Annotated in this window: 22 protein-coding genes; 9 read left to right on the top strand and 13 right to left on the bottom strand. The window is 74.6% G+C overall.

The genetic code is table 11. From position 1 onward, the window contains the following. Positions 1 to 7: 7 nt before the first annotated feature. From fxsT to gabT, 5 genes are all read right to left on the bottom strand, one after another. On the bottom strand, positions 8 to 4324 hold the full coding sequence (gene fxsT, locus ACR807_RS21490) for an FxSxx-COOH system tetratricopeptide repeat protein (protein ID WP_438923162.1): 4317 nt from the start codon (positions 4322 to 4324) through the stop codon (positions 8 to 10). After that, positions 4321 to 5328, bottom strand: a complete 1008-nt coding sequence (locus ACR807_RS21495) for an AAA family ATPase (RefSeq protein WP_438923163.1) — start codon at positions 5326 to 5328, stop codon at positions 4321 to 4323. The genes fxsT and ACR807_RS21495 overlap by 4 nt, the downstream gene beginning before the upstream one ends. Next, positions 5325 to 6824 (bottom strand): VMAP-C domain-containing protein, encoded by a 1500-nt coding sequence (locus ACR807_RS21500; RefSeq protein WP_438923164.1) that lies wholly within the window; start codon positions 6822 to 6824, stop codon positions 5325 to 5327. Before ACR807_RS21500 ends, ACR807_RS21495 begins: the two co-directional genes overlap by 4 nt. Before the next feature lie 452 nt (positions 6825 to 7276). Then, positions 7277 to 8704 carry an aldehyde dehydrogenase family protein gene (locus ACR807_RS21505; protein ID WP_438923165.1) on the bottom strand — a complete coding sequence of 476 codons (1428 nt, stop codon included), beginning with the start codon at positions 8702 to 8704 and terminating at the stop codon, positions 7277 to 7279. After that, positions 8701 to 9957 carry a 4-aminobutyrate--2-oxoglutarate transaminase gene (gene gabT, locus ACR807_RS21510; protein ID WP_438923166.1) on the bottom strand — a complete coding sequence of 419 codons (1257 nt, stop codon included), beginning with the start codon at positions 9955 to 9957 and terminating at the stop codon, positions 8701 to 8703. The genes ACR807_RS21505 and gabT overlap by 4 nt, the downstream gene beginning before the upstream one ends. 71 nt (positions 9958 to 10028) lie before the next feature. Here gabT and ACR807_RS21515 point away from each other — a divergent pair, with 71 nt between their 5' ends. Then, the gene (locus tag ACR807_RS21515) at positions 10029 to 11279 is read left to right on the top strand and encodes a PucR family transcriptional regulator (protein ID WP_438923167.1); all 1251 of its coding nucleotides are present in this window, start codon (positions 10029 to 10031) and stop codon (positions 11277 to 11279) included. A gap of 254 nt (positions 11280 to 11533) precedes the next feature. Beyond that, on the top strand, positions 11534 to 12889 hold the full coding sequence (locus tag ACR807_RS21520; RefSeq protein WP_438923168.1) for a serine/threonine-protein kinase: 1356 nt from the start codon (positions 11534 to 11536) through the stop codon (positions 12887 to 12889). A gap of 17 nt (positions 12890 to 12906) precedes the next feature. Here the strand turns inward: ACR807_RS21520 and ACR807_RS21525 are convergent, their stop codons facing one another. From ACR807_RS21525 to ACR807_RS21550, 6 genes are all read right to left on the bottom strand, one after another. Beyond that, complete coding sequence (locus ACR807_RS21525; RefSeq protein WP_438923169.1) at positions 12907 to 13863, bottom strand: LLM class F420-dependent oxidoreductase; 957 nt, start codon at positions 13861 to 13863, stop codon at positions 12907 to 12909. 8 nt (positions 13864 to 13871) lie between these two features. After that, the gene (locus ACR807_RS21530; RefSeq protein ID WP_438923170.1) at positions 13872 to 14519 is read right to left on the bottom strand and encodes an HAD family hydrolase; all 648 of its coding nucleotides are present in this window, start codon (positions 14517 to 14519) and stop codon (positions 13872 to 13874) included. Between the two features lie 38 nt (positions 14520 to 14557). After that, complete coding sequence (locus ACR807_RS21535; RefSeq protein WP_438923171.1) at positions 14558 to 15289, bottom strand: alpha/beta fold hydrolase; 732 nt, start codon at positions 15287 to 15289, stop codon at positions 14558 to 14560. A gap of 154 nt (positions 15290 to 15443) precedes the next feature. Then, positions 15444 to 16367 (bottom strand): anti-sigma factor RsbA family regulatory protein, encoded by a 924-nt coding sequence (locus ACR807_RS21540; protein WP_438923172.1) that lies wholly within the window; start codon positions 16365 to 16367, stop codon positions 15444 to 15446. Positions 16368 to 16407: 40 nt separating this feature from the next. Continuing rightward, complete coding sequence (locus ACR807_RS21545) at positions 16408 to 16914, bottom strand: GNAT family N-acetyltransferase (RefSeq protein ID WP_438923173.1); 507 nt, start codon at positions 16912 to 16914, stop codon at positions 16408 to 16410. A 10-nt stretch (positions 16915 to 16924) separates the two neighbouring features. Further along, on the bottom strand, positions 16925 to 17302 hold the full coding sequence (locus tag ACR807_RS21550) for an SRPBCC family protein (protein ID WP_438923174.1): 378 nt from the start codon (positions 17300 to 17302) through the stop codon (positions 16925 to 16927). A 51-nt stretch (positions 17303 to 17353) separates the two neighbouring features. Between ACR807_RS21550 and ACR807_RS21555 the strand changes: the two genes are divergently transcribed. Further along, the gene (locus ACR807_RS21555; RefSeq protein ID WP_438923175.1) at positions 17354 to 17476 is read left to right on the top strand and encodes a hypothetical protein; all 123 of its coding nucleotides are present in this window, start codon (positions 17354 to 17356) and stop codon (positions 17474 to 17476) included. Positions 17477 to 17663: 187 nt separating this feature from the next. On the opposite strand, the gene ACR807_RS21560 is transcribed toward ACR807_RS21555, so the two are convergent. Further along, complete coding sequence (locus tag ACR807_RS21560; protein WP_438923176.1) at positions 17664 to 18467, bottom strand: SDR family NAD(P)-dependent oxidoreductase; 804 nt, start codon at positions 18465 to 18467, stop codon at positions 17664 to 17666. 98 nt (positions 18468 to 18565) lie between these two features. Here ACR807_RS21560 and ACR807_RS21565 point away from each other — a divergent pair, with 98 nt between their 5' ends. From ACR807_RS21565 to ACR807_RS21585, 5 genes are all read left to right on the top strand, one after another. Beyond that, positions 18566 to 19492, top strand: coding sequence for a Ppx/GppA phosphatase family protein (locus ACR807_RS21565; protein WP_438923177.1), 927 nt, complete (start codon positions 18566 to 18568; stop codon positions 19490 to 19492). An 11-nt stretch (positions 19493 to 19503) separates the two neighbouring features. Continuing rightward, complete coding sequence (locus ACR807_RS21570) at positions 19504 to 19899, top strand: STAS domain-containing protein (RefSeq protein WP_438923178.1); 396 nt, start codon at positions 19504 to 19506, stop codon at positions 19897 to 19899. A gap of 32 nt (positions 19900 to 19931) precedes the next feature. Then, entirely contained in the window at positions 19932 to 20372 is a 441-nt protein-coding gene (locus tag ACR807_RS21575; protein ID WP_438923179.1) for a DUF4383 domain-containing protein, read from the top strand. Between the two features lie 143 nt (positions 20373 to 20515). Beyond that, positions 20516 to 21193: a hypothetical protein gene (locus ACR807_RS21580; protein WP_438923180.1), complete on the top strand. Its 678-nt coding sequence runs from the start codon at positions 20516 to 20518 to the stop codon at positions 21191 to 21193. A 264-nt stretch (positions 21194 to 21457) separates the two neighbouring features. After that, positions 21458 to 23065 (top strand): S8 family peptidase, encoded by a 1608-nt coding sequence (locus ACR807_RS21585; RefSeq protein ID WP_438923181.1) that lies wholly within the window; start codon positions 21458 to 21460, stop codon positions 23063 to 23065. A gap of 55 nt (positions 23066 to 23120) precedes the next feature. Here ACR807_RS21585 and ACR807_RS21590 read toward each other — a convergent pair whose 3' ends face one another. After that, positions 23121 to 25934, bottom strand: a complete 2814-nt coding sequence (locus tag ACR807_RS21590) for an AfsR/SARP family transcriptional regulator (RefSeq protein ID WP_438923182.1) — start codon at positions 25932 to 25934, stop codon at positions 23121 to 23123. A gap of 310 nt (positions 25935 to 26244) precedes the next feature. Between ACR807_RS21590 and ACR807_RS21595 the strand changes: the two genes are divergently transcribed. Continuing rightward, positions 26245 to 26445 carry an antitoxin gene (locus ACR807_RS21595; protein ID WP_438923183.1) on the top strand — a complete coding sequence of 67 codons (201 nt, stop codon included), beginning with the start codon at positions 26245 to 26247 and terminating at the stop codon, positions 26443 to 26445. Positions 26446 to 26478 lie beyond the last annotated feature (33 nt).

Below are 26478 nucleotides of genomic sequence, written 5' to 3' on the forward strand. Positions count from 1 at the left end.
CGGTGGGTCAGAACTGCATCGTGTCCGCGTCGCAGTTGGCCCGCACGTACTGGGTGGCCGCGACCGTCGCCGGGTGCTCGTCGCCGAGGACCTTGCGGAACGACGTGACCGTGCGGGCGTGCAGCACCGCCGACTCGTTCTCCTCGCCCAGCTCGGCCAGGTCGATCGCCAGGTTCAGCGCCACCGCCAGGGTCGACGGGTGCTCGGCGCCCAGGACGCGGGTCGACCGCTCCAGCGTGTCCTCGTCCATCTTCCTGGCACCGGCGTGGTCGCCGGTCGCGGCCAGGTCGCTGGCCAGGTTCGTGGCCGCCACGAGGGTGAAGGGGTGGTCGGTGTCGAACACCCCGGCCAGCTTGGCGTGCACGTCGCGGTCGAGGTCGAGCGCCTCGCCGACCTCACCGAGCAGGCGCAGCGTCACGGCCAGGTTCATCCCGGCGACGAGGGTGAACGGGTGGCTCTCGCCCATGACCCGCTTGAAGCGCTCGTAGCTCCGCGTCGCCTGGGTCAGCGCGCCGTCCAGGTCGTCCAGGTGCCGCAGGTCCATGGCGAGGTTCATCCGCGCCGTGATCGTGTCCTCGTGGTCTTCGCCGTGCCGGCGCCGGTACCGGACCATGCAGTCCTCGGAGAGCGCCTTCGCCCGTTCGTGCTCACCCGCTTTCCGCAGGGCGACCGACAGGCTGCGGTTCGCGCCGATGACCCGCGGGTGGTCGTCCCCGAACAGCTCGCGCTGGACCACCAGCGCCTCGTCCTGGAGCTTCGCCGCGTCGACGTAGCGCCCCAGTTCGCGCATGTCCATGTAGACGCTGTTGCGGCTGGCCAGGGTGAGGGAGTGGTCCTGCCCGAGGACCTGGGCCCGGCGGCCCAGGGTCAGCTCGTCGATCTCCAGCGCCCGCGCGTAGTCGCCCATGAGGCGGAACGAGCTGGCCAGGTTGTTGGCGTAGGTCAACGTGGTGGGGTCGTCCACGCCGAGGATGCGCACCGCGCGGTCGTAGACCTGTTGGCGCATGTCCAGTTCCTCGGCGAAGTAGCCCTGCGCGCGCCGGTCGAGGGCGATGGTGTCGAGCATGTTCAGCATGCTCTCGTGGTCGTCGCCGACCACCTCGCGGAACAGCTGGTGCGTGCGCTCGTTGAGCTGCTGGGCCTCGGTGAGGCGCCCCAGCCTGCGCAGGGAGATGCCGTAGCGCCGGGTGATCTCCAGCGTGTCGAACTCCCGCTCGCCCAACGACTCGCGCCAGGACTCCATGGCCTGCGACGCCAGTTCCCGCGCGCCGTCGAAGTCGCCCGCGTTGAGCAGGTAGCGGACGAGGTTGGTGACCAGGCCGCGCACCCAGCGGTCGGGGCAGTCGACCGCGCGCGACACGATCGCGTGCGGCAGGAGTTCGGCGTAGCGCGGCCAGTTCGCGGTCGAGTCCGGGTCGACGGGGTCGCCGTTGACCAGCAGCACGTGCACGGCGTGCCGCATCTCGTCCTGCCCGGTCTCGTCGAGCTGGTTCTTGAGCACGGTCTGCACCAACCGGTGCAGTTGCAGGGCGTTGGCGCGGTGGTCGATCTTCGCGAGGCTGTACCGGCTGATCTCGCGCACGGCCCGGCTGAGCTTGATCGGGTCGCGCAGCGCGTCGCCGAGCGACTCGGGCACCGGTGCGTCGCGCACGCCGCGGAAGAGCTGCTGCGAGATGGGCTCCGGGCCGAAGAACGCGCACACCTGGAGCAGTTCCAGGGCGGCGCGGTGGTCGTGCTTGAGGCGGTTGAGCGGGACGTTCCACGCCGCCGCCACCGGGAGCTGGTCCTCGCTGGAGGTGCCCGACTCCAGCAGCTCGGTGCGGTTCTGGGACAGCAGCTCCAGGTACTCCGACACCTGCATGCCGGTCTGCGCGCGCCACGCGGCGGCCTGCTCCACGGCCAACGGGAGGTCGCCCAGGGCCTCGGCGAGGGCGTCCGCCTCGGCGTCGTCCAGGTCGCCGCCCCGGCGGTGCAGGAGTTCGACGCTCTCCTCGCGGGTGAACAGGTCCACCTCGACCGGTCGGGCGAACCCGGCCCAGTCGGAGTTGCGGGACGTGACGATGATGTGGCCGTTGCCGGCGGGGAAGTAGCGCCGGACGTCCTGCGGGCGGTCCGCGTTGTCGAAGACCAGCATCCACCTGCCGAACGGCTGGCCCAGGCGCAGCGCCTCCATCACGGCGGGCACCGCGGTGTCCGCGGCCCCGGACGCGGCGACACCGAGCCGGTTGGCCAGCTCCACGAAGTTCGCCTTGATCTGGGCGTCCCGCTCCGCGGAGATCCACCACACGACGTCGTACTCGCCGGCGTGCCGGTGGATGTACTCGACGACGGTCTGGGACTTGCCGACGCCGCCCATGCCGTGCAGCGCCTCCGGCAGCACCGCGGTCGGGCCCGCCTCGCTCAGCCGCAACCGCAGTTGTTCGAGCAGCTCGCCGCGACCGACGAAGTCGGGGTTGCGCAGCGGGACGTGACCCCACACCTGCGGCTGTGTGCCGCCGGGCAGCCGATCGCCGGTGAACGACGACGTTCCGGGAGAGGTCATGTCTTCTCCTTCGAACGGCTGCGACCCAGCCGTGTGGGCGGGCTGGGTTTTCGTACTGGTCAAGTGGTGCTCCGCACTGGATGGGGGGTGGTCGTCCGCGTCGCCGGCCGAGCGCCGGCGGTCCAGTCCGATCGCGGCGGCGATGCGCCGCGACCTGCGGGAGTACGGCCCGGAGAGCGCGCGGAACACCGCTTCCTGGACCTTGAGGTAGGGGAGGTTCTCCGCCGACGGGGCGAGGGCCTCGGTCGAGTCGGGCTCGTCGAGCGCGAGGCGGTAGTTGCGCAGGGCCTCGTTGCCGTCGCCGGCGTACTGGTCGAGCACGCGGGCGACGCGGGCGGTGTCGGAGCGGCGCGAGGTGGACAGCAGCTCCTCGCGCACGCCGGCGTCGAAGTCGTAGGCGACGGCGTCGGTGTCGCCGTCCACGCCGGGCAGGCGCGTCATCAGGCCGCCGAGCATGACCTCGGCCATCGCGGACAGGTCGGAGCCCGGCAGCAGCACGCGCTGCACCAGGCCCATGAGCCGCGGGTTCAGCGGGGTGGCGGCGAGGAGGCCGGCGAGGTGGAAGCCGTCGACGGAGGCGTAGGTGCGGAAGCGCAGTACGCGTTCGGCGGCGGGGAGCGGTTCCTCGGCCTCGGGTTCGGGGGCGGGTTCGGTGCGGGGCACGACGAGGGCCGCCGTGGTCTCGACCCACTCGGCGCCGGGGGCCGTCATCAGCCTGGCCCACTGGGTCATCCACTCGGCGGACAGGCCGAGGACGGGCACGGGGGTGGCCGGGGTGTCCGCGCCGGCGACGCGCAGCCGGTGGTTCGGCGCGCCGGGCGCGGGCGCGGACAGCTTCATGCGGCGGGTGGGCAGGCCGCCCCAGGACCAGAGGCGCTGCGCGAGGGTCTGCACCACGGCCACGGGCACGTGCCGGCCCCAGTGGTGCAGGACGTGGCCGACCGCGCCGCTGTGCCAGGCGCGGCCGACGGTGTCGGTCAGCACCAGGACGATGCGGTTCCCCGCGGGGTCGACGAGGTAGGGCCAGGCGTGGGTGGTGCCGCCCTCGGAGCACAGCGTGACGTGCTCGGGGTCGGGGCCGGTGGAGTCGAGCTCGTAGGTGCGCACGTCGCGGAAGCCCTGGCGTTCGAGCAGGTCGCGGAACTCGTGCACGGTCTGCCGCCAGATCTCGGCGGCGACGGTGGTGTCCACGACGAGGGCGACCTCGAAGCGCCGCCACGGGGCGTCGCGCCACTCGGGCAGCCAGAGGTGGTCCTGGGCGGCGCGCACGGCGGTGGCTTCCTCGTCGAGGACCCGCACGCGGGGGGAGGTGCGGCGGCGGGTCAGCGGGCGCAGGGCGCGGCTGATCCCGCGGCGTTCGGCCAGGGCCGGGACGGTGGGCCAGGCGGAGACGGCGCTGACCGCGCCGTCGAGGGTGATGACCGGGTCGGCGCGGGCCATCGTGGTCGGCGTGGGCGTCCAGCGCTGCAGGCCGGTGCGGTCGGGGTCGGGTCCGGGCGCGGCGGCGACCGGTTCGCGGGCGGGCGGTTCGCCGGGGTCCTCGGGCGGTTCGAGCGGCCCGGTGGTCGGCTCGTCGGGGCGGTCCGGCGGTGACGGGACCGGTCGTGCGTCGTGCGTCGGGGGTCGTGGCGGCGCGGGGGTGGTGCGGGCGAGCCACAGCGAGTCGCGGACCTCGCGCAGGGTGAGGTCCGCGGTGCGCAGCTCCTCGACGCGGCCGTCGGTGGCGTCGAGGTGCTGGAGCAGCACCTCGCGCACCGGTGTCCCGTCGCGCGGTCCGGTCATCCGGCCTCCGCCGACAGGGGGTGCCAGATGGCCTTGAGCAGTTCGGTCCACTCCTCGTCCTGCTGGTAGGCGCCGGAGGTCGCGAGGTGCACGGCGTTGAGGAGCTGGTCGGCGGACACGGTGCCGACGTCGTCGCGGTGGTGCAGGAAGTCGCCGATGAGCCGGCCGAGGTCCACGCCGTGGGCGTCGCCGAAGTGCACGGCGACCATCTGGCCGAGCTGTTCGCGGCCGGGCTGCGTGACGTGCAGCCGCAGGCAGCGGCGCAGGAAGGCGGGCGGGAACTCGCGCTCGCCGTTGCTGGTGATGATCACGACGGGGAACTCGCGGCAGCGGACCAGCCCGTGGTGCACGGTGGCGGTGTGGCCGCGGTCGGCGGTGAGCACCTCCACCTCGGCCTCGTGCTTGGCGTGGCGGACGAGTTCCGGGATCTCGTACTCGCCCTCCTCGAAGACGTTGAGCAGGTCGTTCGGGAGGTCGATGTCGCCCTTGTCCAGCTCGTCGATCAGCAGCACGCGCGGCAGGTCGTGCGGCAGCAGCGCGGTGCCCAGCGCGCCGAGGTGGACGTAGTCGCCGATGCCGGAGTCCGGGTCGCCCGAGCCCACCGCCTGCACGCGGCCGATGGCGTCGTAGAGGTACAGGCCGTCCTTGAGCGTGGTCCTGCTGGTCACCGCCCAGCGCAGCACCGGGCCCAACCCCAGCTCCCGGGCGACCAGGTAGGCCAGGGAGGACTTGCCGGTGCCCGGCGCGCCGGTCACGAGCAGGGGCCGGCGCAGGCGGATCGCGGCGTTGACCATCGCCACCTCGTCGGGCTGCGGCGTGCGGGGGACGCTGCGCACGGCGCCGACGCGGCGGTCGCCCTCGCCGCCGTCGTCGTCGGGCCGCGAGGCGGTGCCCGTGCCGGTGAACGTGCGCCACGGCGGCGGTGGGGGCAGGTCGGTGACCGGGGTCCGCGCGACCTCGCCCGTGCCGCGGTAGACGGGACCCCCGACGTGTGCCTGGCTCATACCGCAACCCCCTCCGGGGGCCCCGGGCTGCTGGGCACGACGAGCCGCCGGGGGTCGTCGTAGAGCACCGTCAGCGCCTGGCCGACGTGGCGCCGCGCGGGGCCTTCCGCGTACGCCGTGGTCCGGGCCAACCGGACCCGTTCGAGCAGGTGGTCCTCGTCCTGGTCGTGCAGCAGCGACTCGACCAGGTCGGCGAACTCGGCCGAACCGCAGTCGTCGCGGTGCCACAGGATCAGCGGCACCCCCGCCTTGACCCCGACCGCCACCTCGTCGCGCCCGGTCGCCCCGGTGCGCGGCGGCGCGGACAGCACCAGCGACACCAACCCGCGTTCCCGGTTGAACCGCGTCTGCAACGCGCGCAGCCCCGCTTCGGCGCCCGACTGCGCCCGGCACGTCGCGGCCCGGTCGAGGGTCCGCGCCCCCGCCAGTTGGCGGGCCAGCTCGTCCCAGCGCTGCCGCCACTCCCGGTGGTAGCGCCGCGTCGTCATCCGCTCCAGGCTGCGCACCACCACCGGGTAGCGGCAGCCCATCGGCTGGGCCAGGAAGGGGTCGTTCTCCCACGGCCACTGGTCCACGTCGAGGTTGAGGTTCTCGTAGTCCAGGACGAACTCGATCCGGATGTCCGGGCCGTACTGCGCCCAGTCGTCCTCGACCTTCTCGACCAGCGCGGCGACGGCCTGCTTGACCCTGTCCAGCGTGCCGACGACGTCCTCGCCGTGCAGCGGTGACCACTCCTGCGGCTCGCCGAGCTGCCGCCAGTGCGACACCCGGTAGCGGTCGCCGGTCGGGCCCTCGCGGCCTATCCGCACCACCAGGTACGCGGGCGCGCCGACGGGAGGGGTGAGCGGTTCGGCGACGTCCGGTCGCAGGCCCCGGCGGATCAGGAGCAGTTCGTCGAGCCGGTCCATCCGCTCGGCCTGCGCCTCGTTCCAGCGGTGCAGCTCGATGGCGAGTTCGGTGCGCACCTTCGCCGCGAGGTGTTCGACGAAGACCAATGGCCTCGGTATTCCATCCGGGCGGGCATTGAGCGTTTCCAGAACGCGGAAGACCTCGAAATAGGTGGTGGGTCCGAACAGGCCGGGCGCGGTCGGGCCGGCGACCGCGCGGTAGATGTCGGCTATGTCGGGCACGACGACCCCGGAGAGCAACGTGAACAACCTCGCCCGTTCAGAGGTCGGGAACAGGTCCAGCGGGGTGAGTTCGGCGATGATCCGGCGCAATTCGGTCATCGCGTGCGAATCGGCCTCGAACTTCGTCACGACCCGCACGAGGGCGGCCAGCCGTTCGGGGCTCTGCTGGCACACCTCGGCCAGGCTGAACAGGTGCCCGGTGGCCGTCGGGTGCTCCTCGACCAGCAGCGTCTCCCGCAGTTCTGCGGACACCATGCGGATGACGAGATTGCGGCTGGCGCGGTCGGCCAGCACGGGAACGCGACTCAGCGCGTCGACCAGGGGAATGAGCAGGCCCCGGCCGCCGTTGTCGTCCGCGTGGACCATCGGTGGTCCCCCGTTCGAGCGTTCTGTGCGCAGGTCGGCCCCCTGTCAGCATGGCCCCGGTTCGCGCTCCACGTTAGGGTTTTCGGCTTACCTCGTGCAGTCGTAACACCGGTTGCCCGAAGCGCGCGTCAACACCGTGTTCGTTCGATACATATGCATCCCATATGCGCCCATATGCGTCACGAGATGGGAATAACCTAGTGGAGATGTCCAATCGACCCGTGCTCGTGCGGAAACCGTTGTGACGGAACGTCGCCGCTGGTCCGGTCGAGCCTCCGGACGTGACAGCGGGGGATGAGCGGTTCGGGTGACAGTCGGGCGCGGGTGACCGTCCGTCACGGCCGCGCGCTTTTATTGGGTGACACAGATCACAGGGTTCGTGGTACGGCACAGCGAAAACCGCTCCGCCGATCGCGTGACCCGATCGGCGGAGCGGCGGGGTGACCGGTCGGTCAGAGCTCCAGGCCGGTCAGCACCAGGACGCGCTGCTCGGTCAGGTCGTCCATCGCCGCGCGCACGCCCTCGCGGCCGGTGCCCGACTCCTTCACGCCGCCGTACGGCATCTGGTCCGCCCGGAACGACGGCACGTCGCCCACGATCACGCCGCCCACGGCCAAGCGCGCGGAGGCGCGGAAGGCCAGGCGGACGTCGTGGGTGAACACACCGGCCTGGAGGCCGAAGCGGGAGGCGTTGACGCGGTCGAACGCCTCGTCGACGTCGGCCACCCGCTCCAGCAAGACCACCGGGCCGAAGACCTCCTCGTCCACGACGCGGCAGCCCGCGGGCACGTCGGCGAGCACGGTGGGGGCGTAGGAGGCCCCGTCGCGGGTGCCGCCGGTGAGCACGCGCGCGCCGGCCGCCACCGCCTCGGCCACCCAGGACTCCACCCGCTCGGCCGCCGCCTCGGTGATCAGCGGGCCGACGTCGGTGGACGGGTCGGTGGGCGCGCCGGTGCCCAGCCGCCGCACGTGCGCCACCACGGCCTCCTCCAGCGCCCCGTACACGTCGGCGTGCGCGTACACCCGCTGCACGGAGATGCACGACTGCCCGCCCTGGTACATCGAGAACGACGCGATCCGCGACGCGGCGAAGTCGAGGTCGTCCCAGTCCGGGCAGACGACCGCCGCCGCGTTGCCGCCCAGCTCCAGCACGACGTGCTTGCGCGGCACGCGGTCGAGGATCGAGTAGCCGACCGGGCCCGAGCCGGTGAACGACACCACAGGCAGGCGCGGGTCCTCGGCGAGGCGGCCCGCGTCCTCGTTGCGCAGCGGCAGCACCGACCACGAGCCCGCCGGCAGGTCGGTCTCCGCCAGCAGCGACCCCAGCAGCAGGGCCACCAGGGGGGTCGTGGGCGCGGGCTTCACGACGATCGGCGCGCCCACGGCGAGGGCGGGCGCGACCTTGTGCGCCACCAGGTTCAGCGGGAAGTTGAACGGCGCGATGCCCAGCACCGGCCCGCGCGGTGCGCGCCGGACCAGCGCCAGCCTGCCGTTCGCCGCCGGGTCGGTGTCGAGCCGCTGCAGCTCGCCGGAGAACCGCCGCGCCTCCTCCGCCGCCCACCGGAACGTCGACACCGCCCGCGCCACCTCGACGCGCGACCACTTCACCGGCTTGCCGGACTCGGCGGTGATCAGCGACGCCACCTCGTCCGCCCGCTCGGCCAGCCGCCGCGACACGTGGTCCAGCGCGGCGGCGCGCGCGTGCGCGGGCAAGGCGGCGAACCCGCCCGCCGCGGCGTGCGCGGCGGCCACGGCCCGCTCCACGTCCGCCGCCGACGCGTTCGACGTCACGCCCGCGAGGGCGCCGTCGTGCGGCGTGCGGACCTCGACCCGGTCCCCGCCCTCGGCGGGGGAACCGGCAACCCAGTACGGCGTCGTCACCGCTGCATCGCTCCTTCGATCACGTCCAGGCCCTCGGCCAGCAGGTCGTCCGGGATGGTCAACGGGGGCAGCAGGCGCAGCACGTTCCCGCGCGTGCCGCAGGTCAGCACGACGACGCCCGCCGCGTGGCAGTGCGCCGCGACCCGGGCGGCGTCCCGCGCGGTGCCCAGCTCCACCGCCAGCATCGCGCCCCGGCCGCGCGCCTCGACCACGCCCGGCAGGGCGCGCAGGCGGGGGAGGACCGCCGCCTCGACCCGGCGCGCGGCGGCGTTGAGGTCCAGCTCGCGCATGGTGTCGATCGCGCCCAGGGCGGCGGCGCAGGCGATCGGGTTGCCGCCGTAGGTGCCGCCGAGCCCGCCGACGTGCACCGCGTCCACCACCTCGGCGCGGCCCGTGACGGCGGACAGCGGCAGGCCGCCCGCGATGCCCTTCGCGGTGACCACCAGGTCCGGCACCACGCCCTCGTGGTCGCACGCGAACCACGAGCCGGTGCGGCAGAACCCGGTCTGGACCTCGTCGGCCACCAGCAGCACGCCGTGCTCGCGGCACCACGCGGCCAGCTCGCCCAGGAACCCCGGCGCGGGCACCACGAACCCGCCCTCGCCCTGGATCGGCTCGACCACCACGCACGCCACCTCGTCCGGCCGCTCCACCGCCGCGGCGGCCCGCCGCGCGGCCTCCGGACCGGACAGGCCGTCGTGCAGCGGGTAGGAGCCGGGCACCCGCTGGACGCCGGGCGCGAACGGCCCGAAGCCGTGCTTGTAGGGCATCTCCTTGGCGGTCAGCGCCATCGTCAGGTTCGTGCGGCCGTGGTAGGCGTGGTCGAACACCACGACCCCCGGCCGGCCGGTCGCGTGCCGGGCGATCTTGACCGCGTTCTCCACGGCCTCCGCGCCCGAGTTGAGCAGCACGGACCGCTTCTCGTGCGTGCCCGGCGTCAGCTCCGCCAGCCGCTCGCACACCTCCACGTACCCCTCGTAGGGCGTGACCATGAAGCACGTGTGCGTGAACCGGTCCACCTGCTCGTGCACGGCCGCCGCGACGCGCGGCGCGGGGTTGCCGACGCCGGTCACCGCGATGCCCGACGCCAGGTCGATCAACCGGTTGCCGTCCACGTCGACCAGCAGGCCCGGTTCGGCGTGGTCGACGAACACCGGCAGCGTCGACCCCACGCCGGCCGCCACGGCGCCCCTCCGGCGCTCGCCCAGCTCCCGGGAGCGCGGACCGGGGACCTCGGTGCGCAGTCTCGTCATGCCACCAGCATGATCCCGCCGGGCGGGTGCGGCCATTCGCCGTTGTGGCCAGTGGCGTGTACACAGTGTCCATGTCGTTGACGGTGGGCGAGCTGGCCCGCGAGGTCGGGTTGACCGTGCTGGTGGGCGCGGGGCTGGACCGCGAGGTCGCCTGGGTGCACAGCACCGAGCTGGCCGACCCGGCGCCGTTCCTGGAGGGCGGCGAGCTGCTGCTCACCACCGGCCTCGCGCCGGTGCCCGCCGACGAGTACGTGCGCGGGCTCGTCGCGGCGGGCGTGGTGGGCCTCGGCTTCGGCACCGGCCTGAGCCACGACGAGGTGCCCGCCGACCTGGTGCGCGCCGCGCGGGACGCCGGGCTGGCGCTGCTGGAGGTGCCGCGCGCCACGCCGTTCATCGCGATCACCAAGGCCGTCGCCCGGGCCGCCTGGGCGGCGGTCGCCCGGGTCAACGAGGCGCACCGCGTGCTGACCAGGGCGGCGGTCGCGCGGGGCCCCGCCGGGGTGGTCGAGGCGCTGGCCCGGCTCGTCGGCGGCGCGGTCGTGCTGCTCGACGCGCGCCGCGCGCCCGTGCACGTCGCGGGCGACCCGCCGGACCTGGGGGAGCTGCCGGGCCCGGGGGAGCCGCCTGGTGCGGGGAGCGCCACCTGGTGGGAGGGGGACCGCAAGGTCGGCGTGCAGGCCCTGGCCGGGCACGGGCACCTGGCCGTGGCCGCCCCGGTGCTGGACGCGGGCGTGGTCAACGTGGCCGCGTCGCTGCTCACCCTCGCGCTGGCCCGGTCGGCCGAGGTCGAGGCGGTGCGCCGGGAGCTGCGGTTCCGGCTGCTGCTGGCCGGGGCCGAGGTCGAGGGGCTGCCCGAACCGCCGTTCCGCGTCTTCGTGCTGCGCGGCGCGCCCGCCGACCCGCCGGGGTTCTGGGCCGAGGTGGACGGGCGCGTCGTCGTGCTGGCCCGCGAGCTGGACGTGCCGGCCGCCGCGTCGCGACCGGTCGGGCCGACCGAGGTGGCCCGCGGCTACCGGGAGGCGCTGCGGGCGCTGGAGGAGGGCGTCGACCGGTTCGAGGACGTGGCCGCGTCCGGCCTGCTCGGGCCCGGTGCCGGGGCCCACGCGCGGGAGCTGCTCGCGCCGCTGGACGACGTGCTGCGCGAGACGCTGCGGGTGTGGCTGTCGCACCACGGCCAGGCCGACCCCGCCGCCGCCCGGCTCGGCGTGCACCGGCACACCGTGCGCAACCGCGTGCGGCGCGCCGAGCAGCTGCTGGGCCGCTCGCTGGACGCCGCGGGGACCCGCGCCGAACTCTGGTTGGCGCTGCACGCCGCGCAGTAGGCACGCCGCGCAGTAGGGTGGGCGGGCACCGCCGCGACAGTCCCCGGAGGGGCCACCGCGCCGGGGGCCGGGGTCGCCCGGGTGGGCGGAACCGGCGTTCGGTAACCCGAACAACGTCGTACGAACGGGTGGTTTGTACCCGCATTTGTACGGGTATCGGGGTCCCGAAGCGGTGAAGGCTGTGGCCAGTCGGAACGGTCGCCGGTAACTTCCGCCGTTCCGAGGACGCGTCGACGCGGTGGAGGTTCTACCGGATGTGGGACGGTGACCTGACCGGCGAGCTGGTCGACGGCAGGTACTCGCTGGGCCCCCTGTACGGCTCCGGCGGCATGGCCGAGGTGTACCGCGGCCGGGACACCCTGCTGGACCGCCGGGTCGCGGTCAAGTTCTTCCTGGGCCAGGCGGGCGACGAGGACCGCATCCGGCTCGACCGCGAGGCCCGGGTGCTCGGCGAGCTGAGCTGCCCCGGCCTGGTCGAGGTCTACGACACGGGCCTGCACCGCGGCCGGCCGTACTTCGTCATGCAGCCCGTCGAGGGCGGCACGCTGCGCCGCCGGATGCGCGACCCCCTGCCGCCCGCCGTCGTGGCGCACGTCGGCGCGCAGGTCGCGGGCGTCCTCGCCCACGTGCACGACCACGGCGTCGTGCACCGCGACGTGAAGCCGTCGAACATCCTGCTCGACCCGGCCGGGCGGCGCGCCTACCTAGCCGACTTCGGCCTCGCGCTCCAGGCCCAGGTGACCAGGGTGACCCGGTCCGGCGTGCTGGTCGGCACCGCCGGCTACCTCGCGCCCGAGCAGGTGCGCGGCGCGGACGTGTCGCCCGCCGCCGACGTCTACGCGCTCGGCCTCGTGCTGCTGGAGTGCCTGACGGGCCGCTCCGAGTACCCCGGCGGCGACACGGAGGCCGCGCTGGCCCGGTTGCACCGCTCGCCGCGCGTCCCGGCGAACCTGCCCGCCGAGTGGACGGCGGTGCTCGCCGCGATGACCGCCCCCGACCCGGCCGACCGGCCGTCGGCCGCCGAGTGCGAGCGGCTGCTCGCCCTCGCCGAGCGCGCCAGCGCGGACGTGCCGCCCCTGACCGGGCTCGTGGTCGCCGACGACCCGGTCGACGACCGGGAACCCCCGCGCGACCGCCCCGACCACCACGCGCGGGGCCTGCGCGGCAAGGTGCTGGTCGCGGGGTCGGTGGCCGCCGCGGCGGCGCTGGTCGTGCTGGCCGCGGTGAACCTCGCCGACCCGACCCGGCCCGCGGACGAGGTGGGCCGGCCCGGTGGCACGACGTCCACCACGGACGTGCGCCCGGTCGCCGCCGTGCCGCCGGCCACCACGGGGGCGGTCGCGCCGCAGGCCGCCGACCGGTCCGCGGTGACCGTCGTGCGCGAGGCGCCGGCCGGTCCGGGGGAGGAGGGGGCCGAGGAGGCGCGGGAGCCGGAGAAGACCGCCAACCCGAACCCCCCGGTGACGCCCCCCGACCAGGGCACCCCGCCCGAGCAGGGCACGAGCCAGGCCCCCGGCACCACCCAGGCCCGGACCCCGAACCCCGCGCCGGTCGTCGTCGTCCCGGAGCCGCCGGGCAGGGGGAAGGGCAACGACAACGGCCGGGAGTAGCGACCCCGGGGCGGTGGTCAGCGCAGGGCGGGTAGCAGCTCGCCCTTGGCGAAGTCCAGGAACTCCTGCTGGTGGTCGCCGCCGATCTGCACCAGCGCCAGGTCGGTGAACCCGGCCTCGCGGAACTTCGCCACCGCCTCGACGACCGGCTCCACGTCGGGACCGCACGGGATCTGCCCGGCCACGTCCTCGGGCCGCACGAACTGCGTCGCCCCGGCGAACCCGGCCGTGCCCGGCAGCTCGGCGTTGACCTTCCAGCCGCCCGCGAACCAGCGGAACTGGTCGTGCGCCCGCGCCACCGCCCGCTCCCGGTCGGGGTCCCAGCAGATCGGCAGCTGCCCGATCTTGCGCGACCCGCCGCTCTGGAAGACGTCCCACTCCTTGCTCAGCTCGGGGTCCGGCTCGGTGGCCACCATCGCGTCCGCCAGCGGCGCGAACGTGCGCACCGACTGCGGGCCGGACACCGCCACCGCGATCGGCACGCGCTGCTCCGGCAGGTCCCACAGCTTCGCCGAGTCCACCCGGAAGTGGTCACCCGAGTAGTTGACGTACCCGCCGTCGAAGAGCGTGGAGATGATCTCCACGGCCTCGCGCAGCAGCTCGTGCCGCACGTTCACCGGCGGCCAGCCGCGACCCACGACGTGCTCGTTGAGGTTCTCGCCCGCACCCAGCCCGAGGGTGAACCGGTTGCCCGACAGCAGCTGCACGGTCGCGGCCTTCTGGGCCACCACGGCCGGGTGGTAGCGCACCGTCGGGCAGGTCACGTACGTCATCAGCTCGACCCGGCTGGTGGCCTGGGTGACCGCGCCCAGCACGCTCCACGCGTACGGGGCGTGCCCCTGCTCGTCGAGCCACGGCGAGTAGTGGTCGCTCATCACCTCGAAGTCGAACCCGGCCTGCTCGGCGAGCGCGGCGTGCCGCACCAGGTCGCGGGGGCCGGCCTGCTCGGTCATGAGGGTGTAGCCGATCCGCACGCTTCCTCCTACGCCATGGGCAGGTCGGTCAGGTCCGCCCGCAACCGGTCGAGATCCTCGTAGACTGCCGACGCGCCGGCCTCGCGCAACTCGGCCTCGCCGAAACCACCCGTGCGGAGGGCCACCACCGGCAGCCCGGCCCGCCTGGCGGCCTCGCAGTCCCACACCGAGTCGCCGACGACCACGGCCCGCCCGTCGCCGTCGACCCGCTTCAGCGCCACCTCGATCAGGTCGGGCGCGGGCTTGCTCTCCTCGACGTCGTCGGAGGACGTGGACACCACGCCGGGCGCGTCGATCAGCTTCACGTAGTGGTCGACGTGCCGGCGCTTGCCCGAGCTGGCCAGCACGACGGTGAAGTCCTGCTCCAGGGCGGCGGCGACCAGGCGGTGCGCGCCCTCCAGCGGGCGGACCTCGGCCAGCATCGGCTCGAACGCGGCCTCCCACGCGCCGCGCAGGTCGTCACCGCGCTCGCGCTCCACGTGGTCGCCCGCGACGGCGGCGACCAGCTTGTCGCCGCCCATCCCGATGGCGCGGTGCAGGCGCCACGTCGGCACGGTGATGTCGAAGCGGCGGAACGCGCGGAACCAGGCCACCGCGTGGTGGTAGTTGGTGTCCACCAACGTCCCGTCGACGTCGAGGACGAGCGTGTTGGTCATGGGCGGGGGTTAACCCGGCCGGACCACGGGCAAACAGGTCAGCCGACCTCGTCCAGGAACTCCTCGACCAGCCTCGCCCACGCGGCGGGCGCCTCCACGGCGGGCGCGTGGCCGCTGTCCAGCTCGGCCCACCGGGCGCCCGGGATGAGGTCGGCCAGCCGGCGCGTGGTGCCGGGCGAGATCATCCGGTCGTGCTTGGTGCCGATGACCAGCGTCGGCACGTCCAGCGACGGCAGCTCGTCGGTCAGGTCCACGCTCTCCACCAGGGCCACCTGCTCGGCCGAGCCGGGCGGGACGGTCAGCGCGACCAGCTCCAGGAACCCGTCCAGCTGCTCGGCGGTCATCCGCCGCCGGGTGGGCTCGCCCACCGCGATCGACACGAGGAACCGGGCGAGCTCGGCCCGGTCGCCGCCCAGCAGGCGCCGCCACTCCGCCATCCGGGCCCGCGTCTCGTCGTCGATGCGGGCGAACCCGGCGGTGAGCACCAGGGCCGTCACCCGGTCGGGGTAGCGCCGGGCGACGCGCGCCGCCACCGCGCAGCCCATCGAGAACCCGACCACCGCGAACCGCTCCTCGCCGTCGGCGGCGGCGACGAGCCGGTCGGCCAGGTCGTCGAGGTCCAGCGGGCCGGCCGCGCGCGGTGTCGCCCCCGAGCCGGGGAAGTCCACCGCGTGGACCTTCCGCTTGCGCGACAGCGTCGGGATGAGCGGGCTGAAGTTCGCCCGGACGGTGCCACCGGCCCCGTGGGCGAGGAGGAGTGCGGGAGTCACCCGTTCGATTCTGCCGGGCGTCACCCGCACGGCGCCGCCACTTCCGCCCGAAGCACGCTCCGCAACCGGTCAAAACGGACATCCGGGGCCGGTTCGTGGTCAAGCACACACCGCGACCGCTTCGGCACGCCGACGGCGCGGCACCCGCCGGGCGTCAGGCCGGCGGGCCGACGTACACGCGGATGGCCGTGCCGTCGCCGTGCGCGTGCACCCGGACCAGGTCGCACAGCAGGTTCACCAGCATCACGCCGTAGCCGCCGGGCGTGCGCGCGCCCGGGTTGTGCCTGCCGACCATCGGGTTGTCCAGCCGGCCGGTGTCGCGGACCTCGCAGACCACCACGTCGTCCTCGCGCCACACCAGCAGCGTGCCCGTGCCGCCCGCGTGCACCACGCTGTTGGTGGTCAGCTCGTTGACCGCGAGCACCAGGTCCTCGACCTGGTCGGCGGACAGCCCGGTCGCGGTGGCGAACCCCGCGACCAGCCGGCGCGCGTCGGCCAGCGCGTCCAGGTCGAACCGGCAGGTGGTGGCGTCGGCGGGCGGCTCGGGCAGCGGCCGGTTGAACTCCTCGGCGGTGAGGAACGGCTCCCGGTAGCCCGTGCTCGGCCTGCGCCGCCCACCGTCCGCCACGACCGGGTGAGTGGTCTCGACGTCGCGCACGACGTGCGGGGCGAGGGCGGACGCGTCGTAGGGGCACAGCATCCACGCGGGGCGGTCCTCGAACGCGGTGTTGACCATGGCCTCGTGCTGCACGCACGCCGGGTACTCCAGCTCGGTGCGCTCCGGCCAGACCGCCTCGCCGACGATCCGCACCCGCGCCGCCGACGAGTTGTCGGCGAACGCCGCCAGCACACCGGGGATGATGCGGCCCGGGTTGCGGCCGGCCTGCCTCATGTCGAGGAACTCGACGTGGTCGGCCGCCGGCCCCAGCGCGCCGCGCAGCAGGGTGATGCCGCGCCGCGGCACCGCGACCAGCACCGGCTCGCCCGCGGCCAGGCCGTCGCGCACGAACGGCACCGCTCCCGCGAGGTACTGCTCGTCATCGCGGTAGAGCAACGCCTCGTGCACGAAATCGACCACGGGGGCAACCTCCGGGCGGTGGGGGTCAACCCCCTCAGTATCACCCCCCGTGGTCCGCGCGGAGCGGACGGTGCAGGCAAACCCGCGTGTCCGGGTCCAGGCCGCGCGCCGCCTCGGCCGCCACGACCGCGCGCAGCCCCGGCGACGGGTCCGTGACCTCGCGGAACCCGAGCCGCCGGTAGTAGGGCGCGTTCCACGGGACGTCCCGGAACGTGGTGAGGGTCAGGCCGGACAGCCCGCGCGCGGCGGCCCACCGCCCGACCTCGTCGAGCAGGGCCGCGCCGATGCCGCGCCGGGCGTGCGCGGGGTGGACGCTGACCTGCTCGACGTGCGCGGCGCCGTCCAGCTCCTCGGCGGCGATCCAGGCGACCGGGTGCGGGTCGACCGCGACCCACACGTGCAGGCGTTCCAGGGTGCTCAGCGGCATCGGGTCGTCGTCGGCGACCTCCGGCATGCCGTGGTCGCGGAACGGTTCGCCGGAGGCGCGTTCGACCTCGGGCAGGAGGGGCAGTTCGTCCGGTCGGGCGGGACGGGTGCGGGGCGTCACCCCGGGATGATCAGCCGGCGGTCAGGTTCTGCTCAACCTCGTCGGCCAGCGCCTCCAGGAAGCGTGCGGCGAACTGCTCGTCGGCGCAGTCGTCCACGCGCAGTTCGGCGACGCTGCCCGCCGCGCCCGCCAGCGACACCCGCAGCTCGCCCCGGCAGCCCTCGTCGGCCAACGGCTCCCACGTGAGCAGCAGCTGGTCGTAGTCGACGGCCAGCTGCACCTGCCGCTGGCCGTCGCCCTCACCGTCGCGCAGGATCAGCACGTCGTCCGTGCGGCCGACCACCTCGTGCGGGCCGGGCAGCCACGACGCCAGCCGCGAGGGATCGGCGGCGGCGTTGAAGACCAGGTCGGGCAGGGCGGGGATGTCCCGTCGGGCGTGGATGCTCACGGCCTCCCGGTTACCCCGTTCGGTCCGCCGCACACCGGGTAACCGGACGCCATGACGACCGCCGAAGAACCGGTAGACCCGGACGAACTGGCCGAAGAGGCGCCGATCGACCCCACGCCCCAGGAGGTCGACGAGTACCGCGAACTGATCGGCGACGAACCCACCCCCACCTGACCCGCGAGTCATGCGCTTATGACCCGCGAGTCATGCGTTCGCGACCCGCGAGTCATGCGCTTATGACCCTCGTGTCATGCACTCGGCGCCGGAACGCAGGTCGCGAGTGCATGACACAGGGGTCGCGAGCGCATGACTCGCGGGTCGCCGATGCATGACTCGCGGGTCGTCAGTGCATGACTCGCGGTTAGGAGGGGGCGCTGCCCGGTTCGGTCATGGTGCGCATCGTGCGGGCCTTGAGCGGGTCGGGGAGGGCGCGGCCCGCCGTCGCCTGGACCTTGTTGCGCAGCGAGCCCGCCACGACGTGGTCCTTGCCGGCCATCAGCGCGTCGAAGCCCTCGCGCGCGACCTCCGCCGGGTCGTCCTTCGGCCCGTTCGCGATCTTCGTGTCCTCCATGCCCGCGCGGCGGAAGAAGTCGGTGTCGGTCGGCCCCGGCATCAGCGCGGTGACCGTGACGCCGCTGTCCCGCAGCTCCTCGCGCAACGACTGCGAGAACGACGCCAGGAACGCCTTCGTCGCCGCGTACACGGAGTGGAACGGTCCGGGAGCCGTGGCCGCCACCGATGAGGTGAACAGCACCCGTCCGGTACCGCGGTCCACCATCGGCGGCACGAGCCGCTTGGCCAGGTGCACGGCCGAGTTGACGTTCAGCTCCACCACCCGCAGGTGCGCGCGCAGGTCGCTGTCGTCGACGAAGTCGCCGCCGATGCCGACGCCCGCGTTCACCGCCAGCGCGTCCACCGGCCGCCCCAGGTGCTCGACCACCGCCACCAGGTCCTCGTTGCCGCTGTACGAGGCCAGGTCGGCGCGCACGGCCTCGGTCCGCACCCCACCCGCCGACAGCTCGCGCGCCACGTCCTCCACCGCCGGGTCCTCCGCCGCCACGACGAGGTCGAAGCCCTCGGCGGCGAACACCCGCGCCAGCTCCAGGCCGATCCCCCGCGACGCGCCCGTCACGACCGCCAGCGGGCGGTTCTCCGATGTACTCATAGTCTTCCACTACCCACAGTCAAGTCACCCAATCAGGTTTCACCCGACCCACCAGTGGGCAACCCCCACTGCCCCTCTCATGCGAACGGCGGTGACGGATGTCCGGAAGACGGACCCAGGTCGGGGTGTTGGACGTCGGGTGCTTCAGCGCCCACCTCGTGGTGGTCGACGGTTCGCCGTCGAACCCGGTCCTCTCGCACAAGACCCGCCTGCGGCTCGACCGGCTCCTCGACCGGCACAACCGACTGATCCCCGAAGGCGTCGAACGGGTGGTGGCCGCCGTGCGCGCGGCCCGCCGCACCGCCGAGCGGGCGGGGGTGGTCGACGTGGTGCCGTTCGCGACCTCCGTCATCCGCGACGCCGGCAACTCCGCCGAGGTGATCGCCGAGGTCGCCCGCCGCACCGGCACGGTGCTGCGGGTGCTGCCCGGCCACGAGGAGGCGCGCCTGGCGTACGTGGCCGCGCGCCACTGGTTCGGGTGGGGCGCCGGCCCGCTGCTCGTGCTGGACGTCGGCGGCGGCACGGTCGAGGTCGCCGCGGGCGACGGCATCTCGCCGACGCTGACCCGCTCGCTCCCGCTGGGCGCCCGCACGCTGACCCGCAGCCTCGTCGTGGACCGCCGGCAGGTCCTGAACAAGGTGCGCGCCGCCCTGGACGACGTGGCGCGCGACGTGTCCTCCGCGGAGCACCGGGCGGTGGGCTGCTCGAAGGTGTTCCAGCAGCTGGCCCGCCTCACCGGCGCGCGCCCCCAGCACGAGGGGCCGTTCGTGCCGCGCTCGCTGCGCCTGGACGACCTGCGCCACTGGGTGCCGCGACTGGCCCGGATGCCCGCGCCGAAGCGCGCCCGCCTGCCCGGCATCTCACGGCACCGCGCCGAGCAGTCGGCGGCCGGGGCGCTGGTGGCCGAGGCGCTGATGGTGGCCACCGGCCACGACGTGGTGGAGATCTGCCCCTGGTCCACCAGGGAGGGGCTGCTGCTCGAACTGGGCGCGCAGGCCGATGACGAGTACTGCCGGGTGGCGTGAAGGGAACGGCGATGCTGGCGCTGTCGGTCGAGACTCACCGGACGGGGTGCGCGGTGGTCGTGGCGACCGGGGAGTTGGACCTGCCCGGCGCGCGCCGGGTCCTCGACAAGCTCGACCGCCTGGTGACGGAGGGGCGGGACCGGATCGTGCTCGACATGTCCGGTGTCGCGTTCTGCGGCGCGCAGGCGATGAGCGCTTTGGTGCGCACGCGGGCCAGGGCGCAGCGCGCGGGTGGCTGGCTGCGGTTGGCCGCCGTGCCGCCGCACGTCCGGCGGGTGTTCGAGCGCACCGACCTGGACCGGTTGTTCCCGCGTTACCCGGACGTGGGATCGGCGGCGACCGGCCGCGCCGTTTCACCGCCGCCCCGTCGGGTAGCCGAGCCGGGACCACCGTCCCAGGCGAGGTGACCCCGGGAGGACGAGCGCATGAGGACGAGCGCATGAGCACCACCACGCACGTTCCGCACCCGGTGCGCGGTGCGGCGATCGCGGTGTCGGCCGTGTTCCTGCTGGTGGGGCTGCTCGGGTTCGTCCCGGGCATCACCGCCCACCTGGACCGGATCGCGTTCGCCGGACCGGGTTCGGGCGCGCACCTGCTCGGCGTCTTCCACGTGTCCGTGCTGCACAACCTGGTGCACCTGCTGTTCGGCGCGGTCGGCCTGCTGCTGGCGCGGACCGTGCTCGGCGCGCGGGGCTACCTGATCGGCGGCGGCTCGGTGTACCTGGTGCTGTGGTTCTACGGCCTGGTCGTGGACAAGGGCAGCGCGGCGAACTTCGTCCCGCTCAACGACGCCGACGACTGGCTGCACCTCGGGCTGGGTGCGGGCATGGTCGCGCTCGGCCTCGCGCTCAAGGGCAGCCCGGTCGCGCGCAGCGCCTGAGCGGGAGCGCCTGAGCGGGAACCGACGAGCGGGAACGGACGAGCGGGAACCGACGAGCGGGAACCGACGAGCGGGAACCGACGAGCGGGAACCGACGAGCGGGAACCGACGAGCGGGAACGGACGAGGACCGGGGAACTACGGATGACGACCGGGGAACGCACGAGGGCCGGGGAAGCCGCGGCGGCCGGGGAACCGGTGACGGGCGGGCGGTGGGGCGTGGTCGCGTCCGCCTTCCGCGCCCTGGCGCGCGGGCGGGGCGCGCGGGCGTTCCACCCGCGCGGGCGCTGGTGCACGGCCACCGTGACCACCACGTTCGACCCGGCCCTGCCGCTGCCCGAGGGCGTCACCGAGGTGGTCGCGCGGCTGTCCAAGGGCGCCGGCACCCCCGGCGGGCTGCCCGACGTGCTGGGGGTGGCGTTCCGGCTGCCCGGACCGTGGGACGTGCTGCTGTCCACGTCGTTCGCCCGCGTCCTGCCCCGACCCACCCGCACCTGGTCGAGCGCCCGCTACGGCAGCATCACGCCGTTCCGCCGGCACGGCCGCGCGGTGTGGCTGGCCGCGGTGCCCGAGCCGGGGCAGGCCGGGTCGGCCGACCTGGACGAGCTGCCCGACGAGCTGCGGTTCACGCTGGAGGTGAGCGGCCCGTGGCGGCCCGTCGGCACGCTCGTCGTGCGGCCGTCGGACGTGGACGACCCGGAGCCGTTCGACCCGCTGCGCGCCCTGCCCGCCGGCGTCACCCTCGCGCCCGCCGTCCTCGCGCGCCTGCGCGACCGGGCCTACCGGGGCAGCCGGAGTGGCCGGAGTTCCCCGACCAGGTGACAGGTTTTCCCTGATCAGGTGACATGCCCGCGCGAATGGCCGGCCTCCGCGCGGGTAGACAACCGAGCATGACGAGGACCCGTCGCGACCCGCGCCCCCGCCCCCGGCCGACCCCGCCGGCGACGGGGACGCGGGGCTGACTTGCGCAGCCCCGCGCACGGCTCCCGGATCGTTCGGGGTCACCGGTCACCCGCAGGTGGTGCCACGTGGCCGCCGGTCTTCACCCTTCCCCCGCTGGGCGGCCGAGTGGAACGGAGAACCACCATGCGACGCGACCGCCCGACCCGGCGACGGGTCGTCACCGCCTGCCTGGCGACCGGGGCCCTGCTCCTCGCCTGGGCGGGCTCCGGCCACGGCGCCGCGCCCCCGGAGGGCACCGTCCTCGGCGTCGGCGGGCCCGGCGCCGTGGAGGGCAGCTACATCGTCGTGCTGCGCGACGACGCCGCCGTGGGCCAGCAGGTCCAGCTCCAGTCCGGGCAGCTCGCCGCCCGGTACGGCGGCCGGGTCGAGCTGACCTACAGCGCGACCGTCCGCGGGTTCTCGGTCACCATGGAGGAGGCGCAGGCACGCAGGCTCGCCGCCGACCCGGCGGTGGCCTACGTCGAGCAGGACGCCGTCGCCCGGGCCACCGGCACGCAGGACAACCCGACGTGGGGCCTCGACCGGGTCGACCAGGAGAAGCTGCCGCTGGACTCGAAGTACACCTACCCCGACACCGCGTCCACCGTGACGGCGTACGTCATCGACACCGGCATCCACAAGGCGCACTCGGACTTCGGCGGCCGGGCGTCCGACGGCCACGACTTCATCGACGACGACGAGGTCGCCCAGGACTGCAACGGCCACGGCACGCACGTGTCCGGCACCATCGGGTCGGCCACGTACGGCGTCGCCAAGGGCGTGAAGCTGGTCGGCGTGCGGGTCCTCGACTGCCAGGGTTCCGGCCAGTGGTCGCAGATCATCGGCGGCGTCGACTGGGTGGCGCGCAACGCCGCCAAGCCCGCGGTGGCCAACCTGAGCCTGGGCGGCGCCGCCAACTCCACCGTGGACAGCGCCGTCAAGCGGCTCGTCGCCTCGGGCGTGACCACCGCCGTGGCGTCGGGCAACGACAACCGCGACGCCTGCTCCACGTCCCCGGCGCGCACGGCCGAGGCGATCACGGTCAACGCCACCGACAGCTCGGACAACCGCTCGGCGTTCTCCAACTACGGTTCCTGCACGGACGTCTTCGCGCCCGGCACGAGCGTCACGTCGACGTGGAACAACGGCGGCACCAACTCCATCAGCGGCACGTCGATGGCGGCGCCGCACGTGGCGGGCGCGGCGGCCCTGTACCTGTCGGCCAACGCCACCGGCGCCGCGGCGACCCCGGACGCCGTGGCCAAGGCCCTGCTCGACAACGCCACCGCCGACGTGGTCGAGGCGCCGGGCTCCGGTTCGCCGAACAGGTTGCTGCACACGGGTTTCATCGGCGGCGACGACCCGGAGCCGCCCGCCTGCGAGGGCGGTTCGAACACCGAGGACGTGGCGATCCCGGACGCGGGCGAGGCCGTGACGTCCTCGATCACCGTGTCCGGCTGCGACGGTCGCGGCACGGCGTCCACGTCGGTCGAGGTCGACATCGCGCACCCGTACACGGCGGACCTGGCCGTCGACCTGGTCGCGCCGAGCGGCGCGGTGATCCCCCTGCGGGAGGCGGGCGGCCCCAACTCGTCCGACGGCATCCACCAGGAGTTCACCGTGGACACCTCGGCGGAGAACCGCGACGGCACCTGGAAGCTGCGGGTGAAGGACGTCCACACCTACGACACCGGCACCGTCGAGGGCTGGTCGATCACCTTCGGGAACACCGCCGGGGCCGCGGGCGGCTGACCGGCGCGCAAGCGTTCGCGCCCGGTGCCCGGTGCCTGACACCGGGCACCGGGCGTCAGGCTTGCTGCGGCAGCTGGTCGAGGCGGGCCAGTTCGCGCTCCACGCGCGCCGCCGGGACGACCCGCCCCTGGGCGCGGAACAGCTCGACGGCCTCCTCCCAGGCGGCCCGGGCGTCGTCGAGCCTGCCCAGGGAGACCAGCGGGTGGCCGATGCCCTCCAGGGCCTCCGCCGCGCCGTAGACGTGGTCGAGCTCGCGGAACAGGCCGAGGGCCTCCAGGTAGCGCTCCAGGGCCTGCTCGTGCCGACCGGCGCTCTGCGCGATGTAGGCGAGGCTGTCCAGGGAGGCGGCGATGCCGTTGCGGTCGCCGTGCTGCCGGTGCAGGGCCAGCGCCGCCTCGCAGTGCTCGGTGGCCCGGTCCGGCACGTCGAGCAGCGCGTAGTACCAGCCGACCATGTTCAGCGCGACCGCCTCGCGCGCCCGGTTGTCGCCCGCCCGCAGCACGTCGAGCGCCCGGAGGCTGTGCTCCAGGGCGCGCGGCACGTCGTCGTGCAGCTCCCACGCCCACGCCAGCGCGACGTGCGTGTGCGCCAGCAGGTACCCGTCGCCGGTCGCCGAGGCCAGCGCGACGGCCCGGTCCAGGTGGCGCATCGCCTCCTCGTGCCGCTGCACCTTGGCGCAGGAGAAGCCGACGTTGCGGAGCACCAGCACGCGGGTCGACGGGTCGGTGACGTGGTCGACCGCCACCAGGGCGCCCTGCCACAGCCGCAGGTTGTCGTGCAGGTGGCCGCGGCGCACGTGGAACGGCATCGTGAGCATCGCGAGCTGCCACACCGGCGCCCACCAGCCCCGCTCGGCGGCGGCGGCCTGCACGGCCAGCAGGCAGCCCTGCTCCGCCTCGAACCAGGCCACCGCGGTCAGGTCGTCCGGCAGCGGCAGCGGCCGGCAGCCCGGCACCGGCGGCGCGAGCTCCACGGGCGTCGCGGCGGGGTCGAGCACCCCGTAGCCGGTGTGCGAGGTCCGCACGTAGAAGTCCACGACGCGGCGCAGCGCGGCGTCCACGTCGGCCGCGTCGAGGTCGCGCCGCGCCGTCCCGGCGGCGTAGCGGCGCACCAGGTCGTGCATCCGGTACCGGCCGCGCGGGTCGCGGGAGAGCAGCGACGCCTGCTCCAGGTCGCGCAGCACGGCCCGCGCGCGGGCCGGCTCCAGGCCGGTCAGGTTCGCCGCGGCGTGCAGGTCCAGGTCCGGGCCGGGGGCCACGCCCAGCAGCCCGAACACGGTCGCCTGCTCGGCGGTCAGCGCCCGGTGCGACCAGGACAGCACGGCGGAGACGCCCACCGACGGGTCGTCGTCCAGCGCCTCCGGGCCCAGGTCGCGCAGCTCGGCCGCGAGCGCGCCCAGCCGGACGTCCGGCCTCATCCGCGCCCGGGCCGCGATCACGCTCAGCGCCAGCGGCAGGCCGCCGCACAGGCGGACCAGCTCGTCCACCGCGCCCGGTTCGGCGGTCACCCGCGCCCGGCCCAGCCGGGTGGCCAGCAGGTTCCGCGCCTCGTCGTCGGACAGCACGTCGAGCGCCACGTGCTCCGCGCCGTGCCCGGAGATCAGGCCGCTGAGCTGGTTGCGGCTCGTCACCAGCACCAGGCACGAGTCGGTGCCCGGCAGCAGCGGCGCGACCTGCGCGGTGTCCACCGCGTTGTCCAGCACGACCAGCAGCCGCCGGTCGGCCACCAGCGACCGGAACAGCGCGCCCTGCGCGTGCGGCGCGACCGGGACGCGGCCCGGCTCCACGCCCAGCGCGTCCAGGAACCCCCGGATCGCGACCGAGGGGTCCATCGGCCGCCGGTCCGGGCTGAACCCGCGCAGGTCCACGAACAGCTGGCCGTCCGGGAAGCGGTCGGCGTAGCGGTGCGCCCAGTGCAGCGCGAGCCACGTCTTGCCGATGCCGCCCGACCCGGCGATGGCCGAGATCACCACCGCCCGCGACGACCGGGCCAGGTTCTCGTCCAGCGCGGCCAGCTCGTCCTGCCTGCCCACGAACGACGTCGGCGCGCCCGGCAGCTGGCGCGGTGTCACCGCCGGCACGACGGGCGCGGGCGCCGGGGCGGGCGGGGCCGCGGGCCGGGGCGGCGAGGGCAGCAGCGAGGGGTCGGCGGTGAGGATGCGCCGGTGCAGCTCCCGCAGCTCCGGGCCGGGGTCCGCGCCCAGCTCGGCGACCAGCCGCGCGCGGAACCGCTGGTAGTGCTCCAGCGCGTCGGCGGCGCGCCGCCCCCGGTACAGGGCCAGCACGTACTGCCCGGCGACCCGCTCGTCCAGCGGGTGCTCGGCGGCCCGCAGCGACAGCTCCGCCACCAGCTGCTCGCCCTGCCCCAGCCGCAGCCGCACGTCGGTCAGGTCGCACTCGACGACGAACCGCTCCTGGTGCAGCCGGTCGCGCTCGGCGGCGGCCCACGCGCTGCCCAGCCCCGTCAACGCCTCGCCGCGCCACAGCTCCACCGCCGAGCCCAGCAGCTCGTGCACCCGCGCGTCGTCGCCGGCCGAGGTCGTCGCCCGGGTCCTCAGGTCGCGGAACCGGTGCAGGTCGACGGCGGTCCGCTCGGTGAGCAGCGCGTAGCCGCCGGACCGGCGCACGAGGCTCGCGGCCGGGCCGAGCGCCTGCCGCAGCCGCGACACGTAGCTCGACAGCGTGGCCTGCGCCCGCCGCGGCGGCTCGTCCCCCCAGACCCGCTCCACCAGCCGGTCCGCGGACACGACCTGGTTGACGTCGACGGCGAGCGCGGCCAGCACGCACCGCTGCCGCGCCGGACCGAGGTCGACCACCTGGTCGTCCACGCACGCCGCGACCTCGCCGAGCAGCCCGATCCCGACCGCCATACCACCCCCATGCGCCCCGGGCCCGCGCCCACCGGTACCCACCCCCACCTGCGCATTGCAGGAAGGTACAAGCAGTTCGCACGACAAGTCGTGCACAGTTCACGTCGAGGCGACCCGTCAGCGTGGGGGAGCGGGTCGCCTCGCTCAAGCCTTCCACAACCGCGCGTGCGGCCGACGGGCCGCCGACCGGGGACGTCCGACCTCCGGCCTCACTCGTTCGGGTGAGTCGGAGGTCTGCGGCGCGCGATCCGGGTAACCGCTGGTACGGGGTGTCCACGGGGGACGCGCCGGCGAGGAGGTTCCAGCGGACATGGGTATCGGTGACAAGTTCGACGAGCTGAAGGACAAGGCCAAGGACGCGCTGGGCCAGCACGGCGACAAGGCGGACCAGGGCGTCGACAAGGCCGGTCAGCTCATCGACGAGAAGACCGGTGGCCGGCACTCGGAGCACGTCCAGCAGGGCGCGGACAAGGCCAAGGAGGGCCTCGACCGCTTCGCCGAGGGTCGCTGACGCGCGGCCCGGTGACACCGCGCCGGCGGCACC

The organism is Saccharothrix sabaoui (assembly GCF_051756985.1).
Taxonomy (GTDB): domain Bacteria; phylum Actinomycetota; class Actinomycetes; order Mycobacteriales; family Pseudonocardiaceae; genus Actinosynnema.

Coding starts and splice junctions, on each gene's coding strand:
- fxsT (WP_438923162.1), bottom strand. CDS start 4,324: ATGACCGGACCGCGCGACGGGACACCGGTGCGCGAGGTGCTGCTCCAG.
- ACR807_RS21495 (WP_438923163.1), bottom strand. CDS start 5,328: ATGAGCCAGGCACACGTCGGGGGTCCCGTCTACCGCGGCACGGGCGAG.
- ACR807_RS21500 (WP_438923164.1), bottom strand. CDS start 6,824: ATGGTCCACGCGGACGACAACGGCGGCCGGGGCCTGCTCATTCCCCTG.
- gabT (WP_438923166.1), bottom strand. CDS start 9,957: ATGACGAGACTGCGCACCGAGGTCCCCGGTCCGCGCTCCCGGGAGCTG.
- ACR807_RS21515 (WP_438923167.1), top strand. CDS start 10,029: ATGTCGTTGACGGTGGGCGAGCTGGCCCGCGAGGTCGGGTTGACCGTG.
- ACR807_RS21520 (WP_438923168.1), top strand. CDS start 11,534: ATGTGGGACGGTGACCTGACCGGCGAGCTGGTCGACGGCAGGTACTCG.
- ACR807_RS21530 (WP_438923170.1), bottom strand. CDS start 14,519: ATGACCAACACGCTCGTCCTCGACGTCGACGGGACGTTGGTGGACACC.
- ACR807_RS21555 (WP_438923175.1), top strand. CDS start 17,354: ATGACGACCGCCGAAGAACCGGTAGACCCGGACGAACTGGCCGAAGAG.
- ACR807_RS21560 (WP_438923176.1), bottom strand. CDS start 18,467: ATGAGTACATCGGAGAACCGCCCGCTGGCGGTCGTGACGGGCGCGTCG.
- ACR807_RS21565 (WP_438923177.1), top strand. CDS start 18,566: ATGTCCGGAAGACGGACCCAGGTCGGGGTGTTGGACGTCGGGTGCTTC.
- ACR807_RS21570 (WP_438923178.1), top strand. CDS start 19,504: ATGCTGGCGCTGTCGGTCGAGACTCACCGGACGGGGTGCGCGGTGGTC.
- ACR807_RS21575 (WP_438923179.1), top strand. CDS start 19,932: ATGAGCACCACCACGCACGTTCCGCACCCGGTGCGCGGTGCGGCGATC.
- ACR807_RS21580 (WP_438923180.1), top strand. CDS start 20,516: ATGACGACCGGGGAACGCACGAGGGCCGGGGAAGCCGCGGCGGCCGGG.
- ACR807_RS21585 (WP_438923181.1), top strand. CDS start 21,458: ATGCGACGCGACCGCCCGACCCGGCGACGGGTCGTCACCGCCTGCCTG.
- ACR807_RS21590 (WP_438923182.1), bottom strand. CDS start 25,934: ATGGCGGTCGGGATCGGGCTGCTCGGCGAGGTCGCGGCGTGCGTGGAC.
- ACR807_RS21595 (WP_438923183.1), top strand. CDS start 26,245: ATGGGTATCGGTGACAAGTTCGACGAGCTGAAGGACAAGGCCAAGGAC.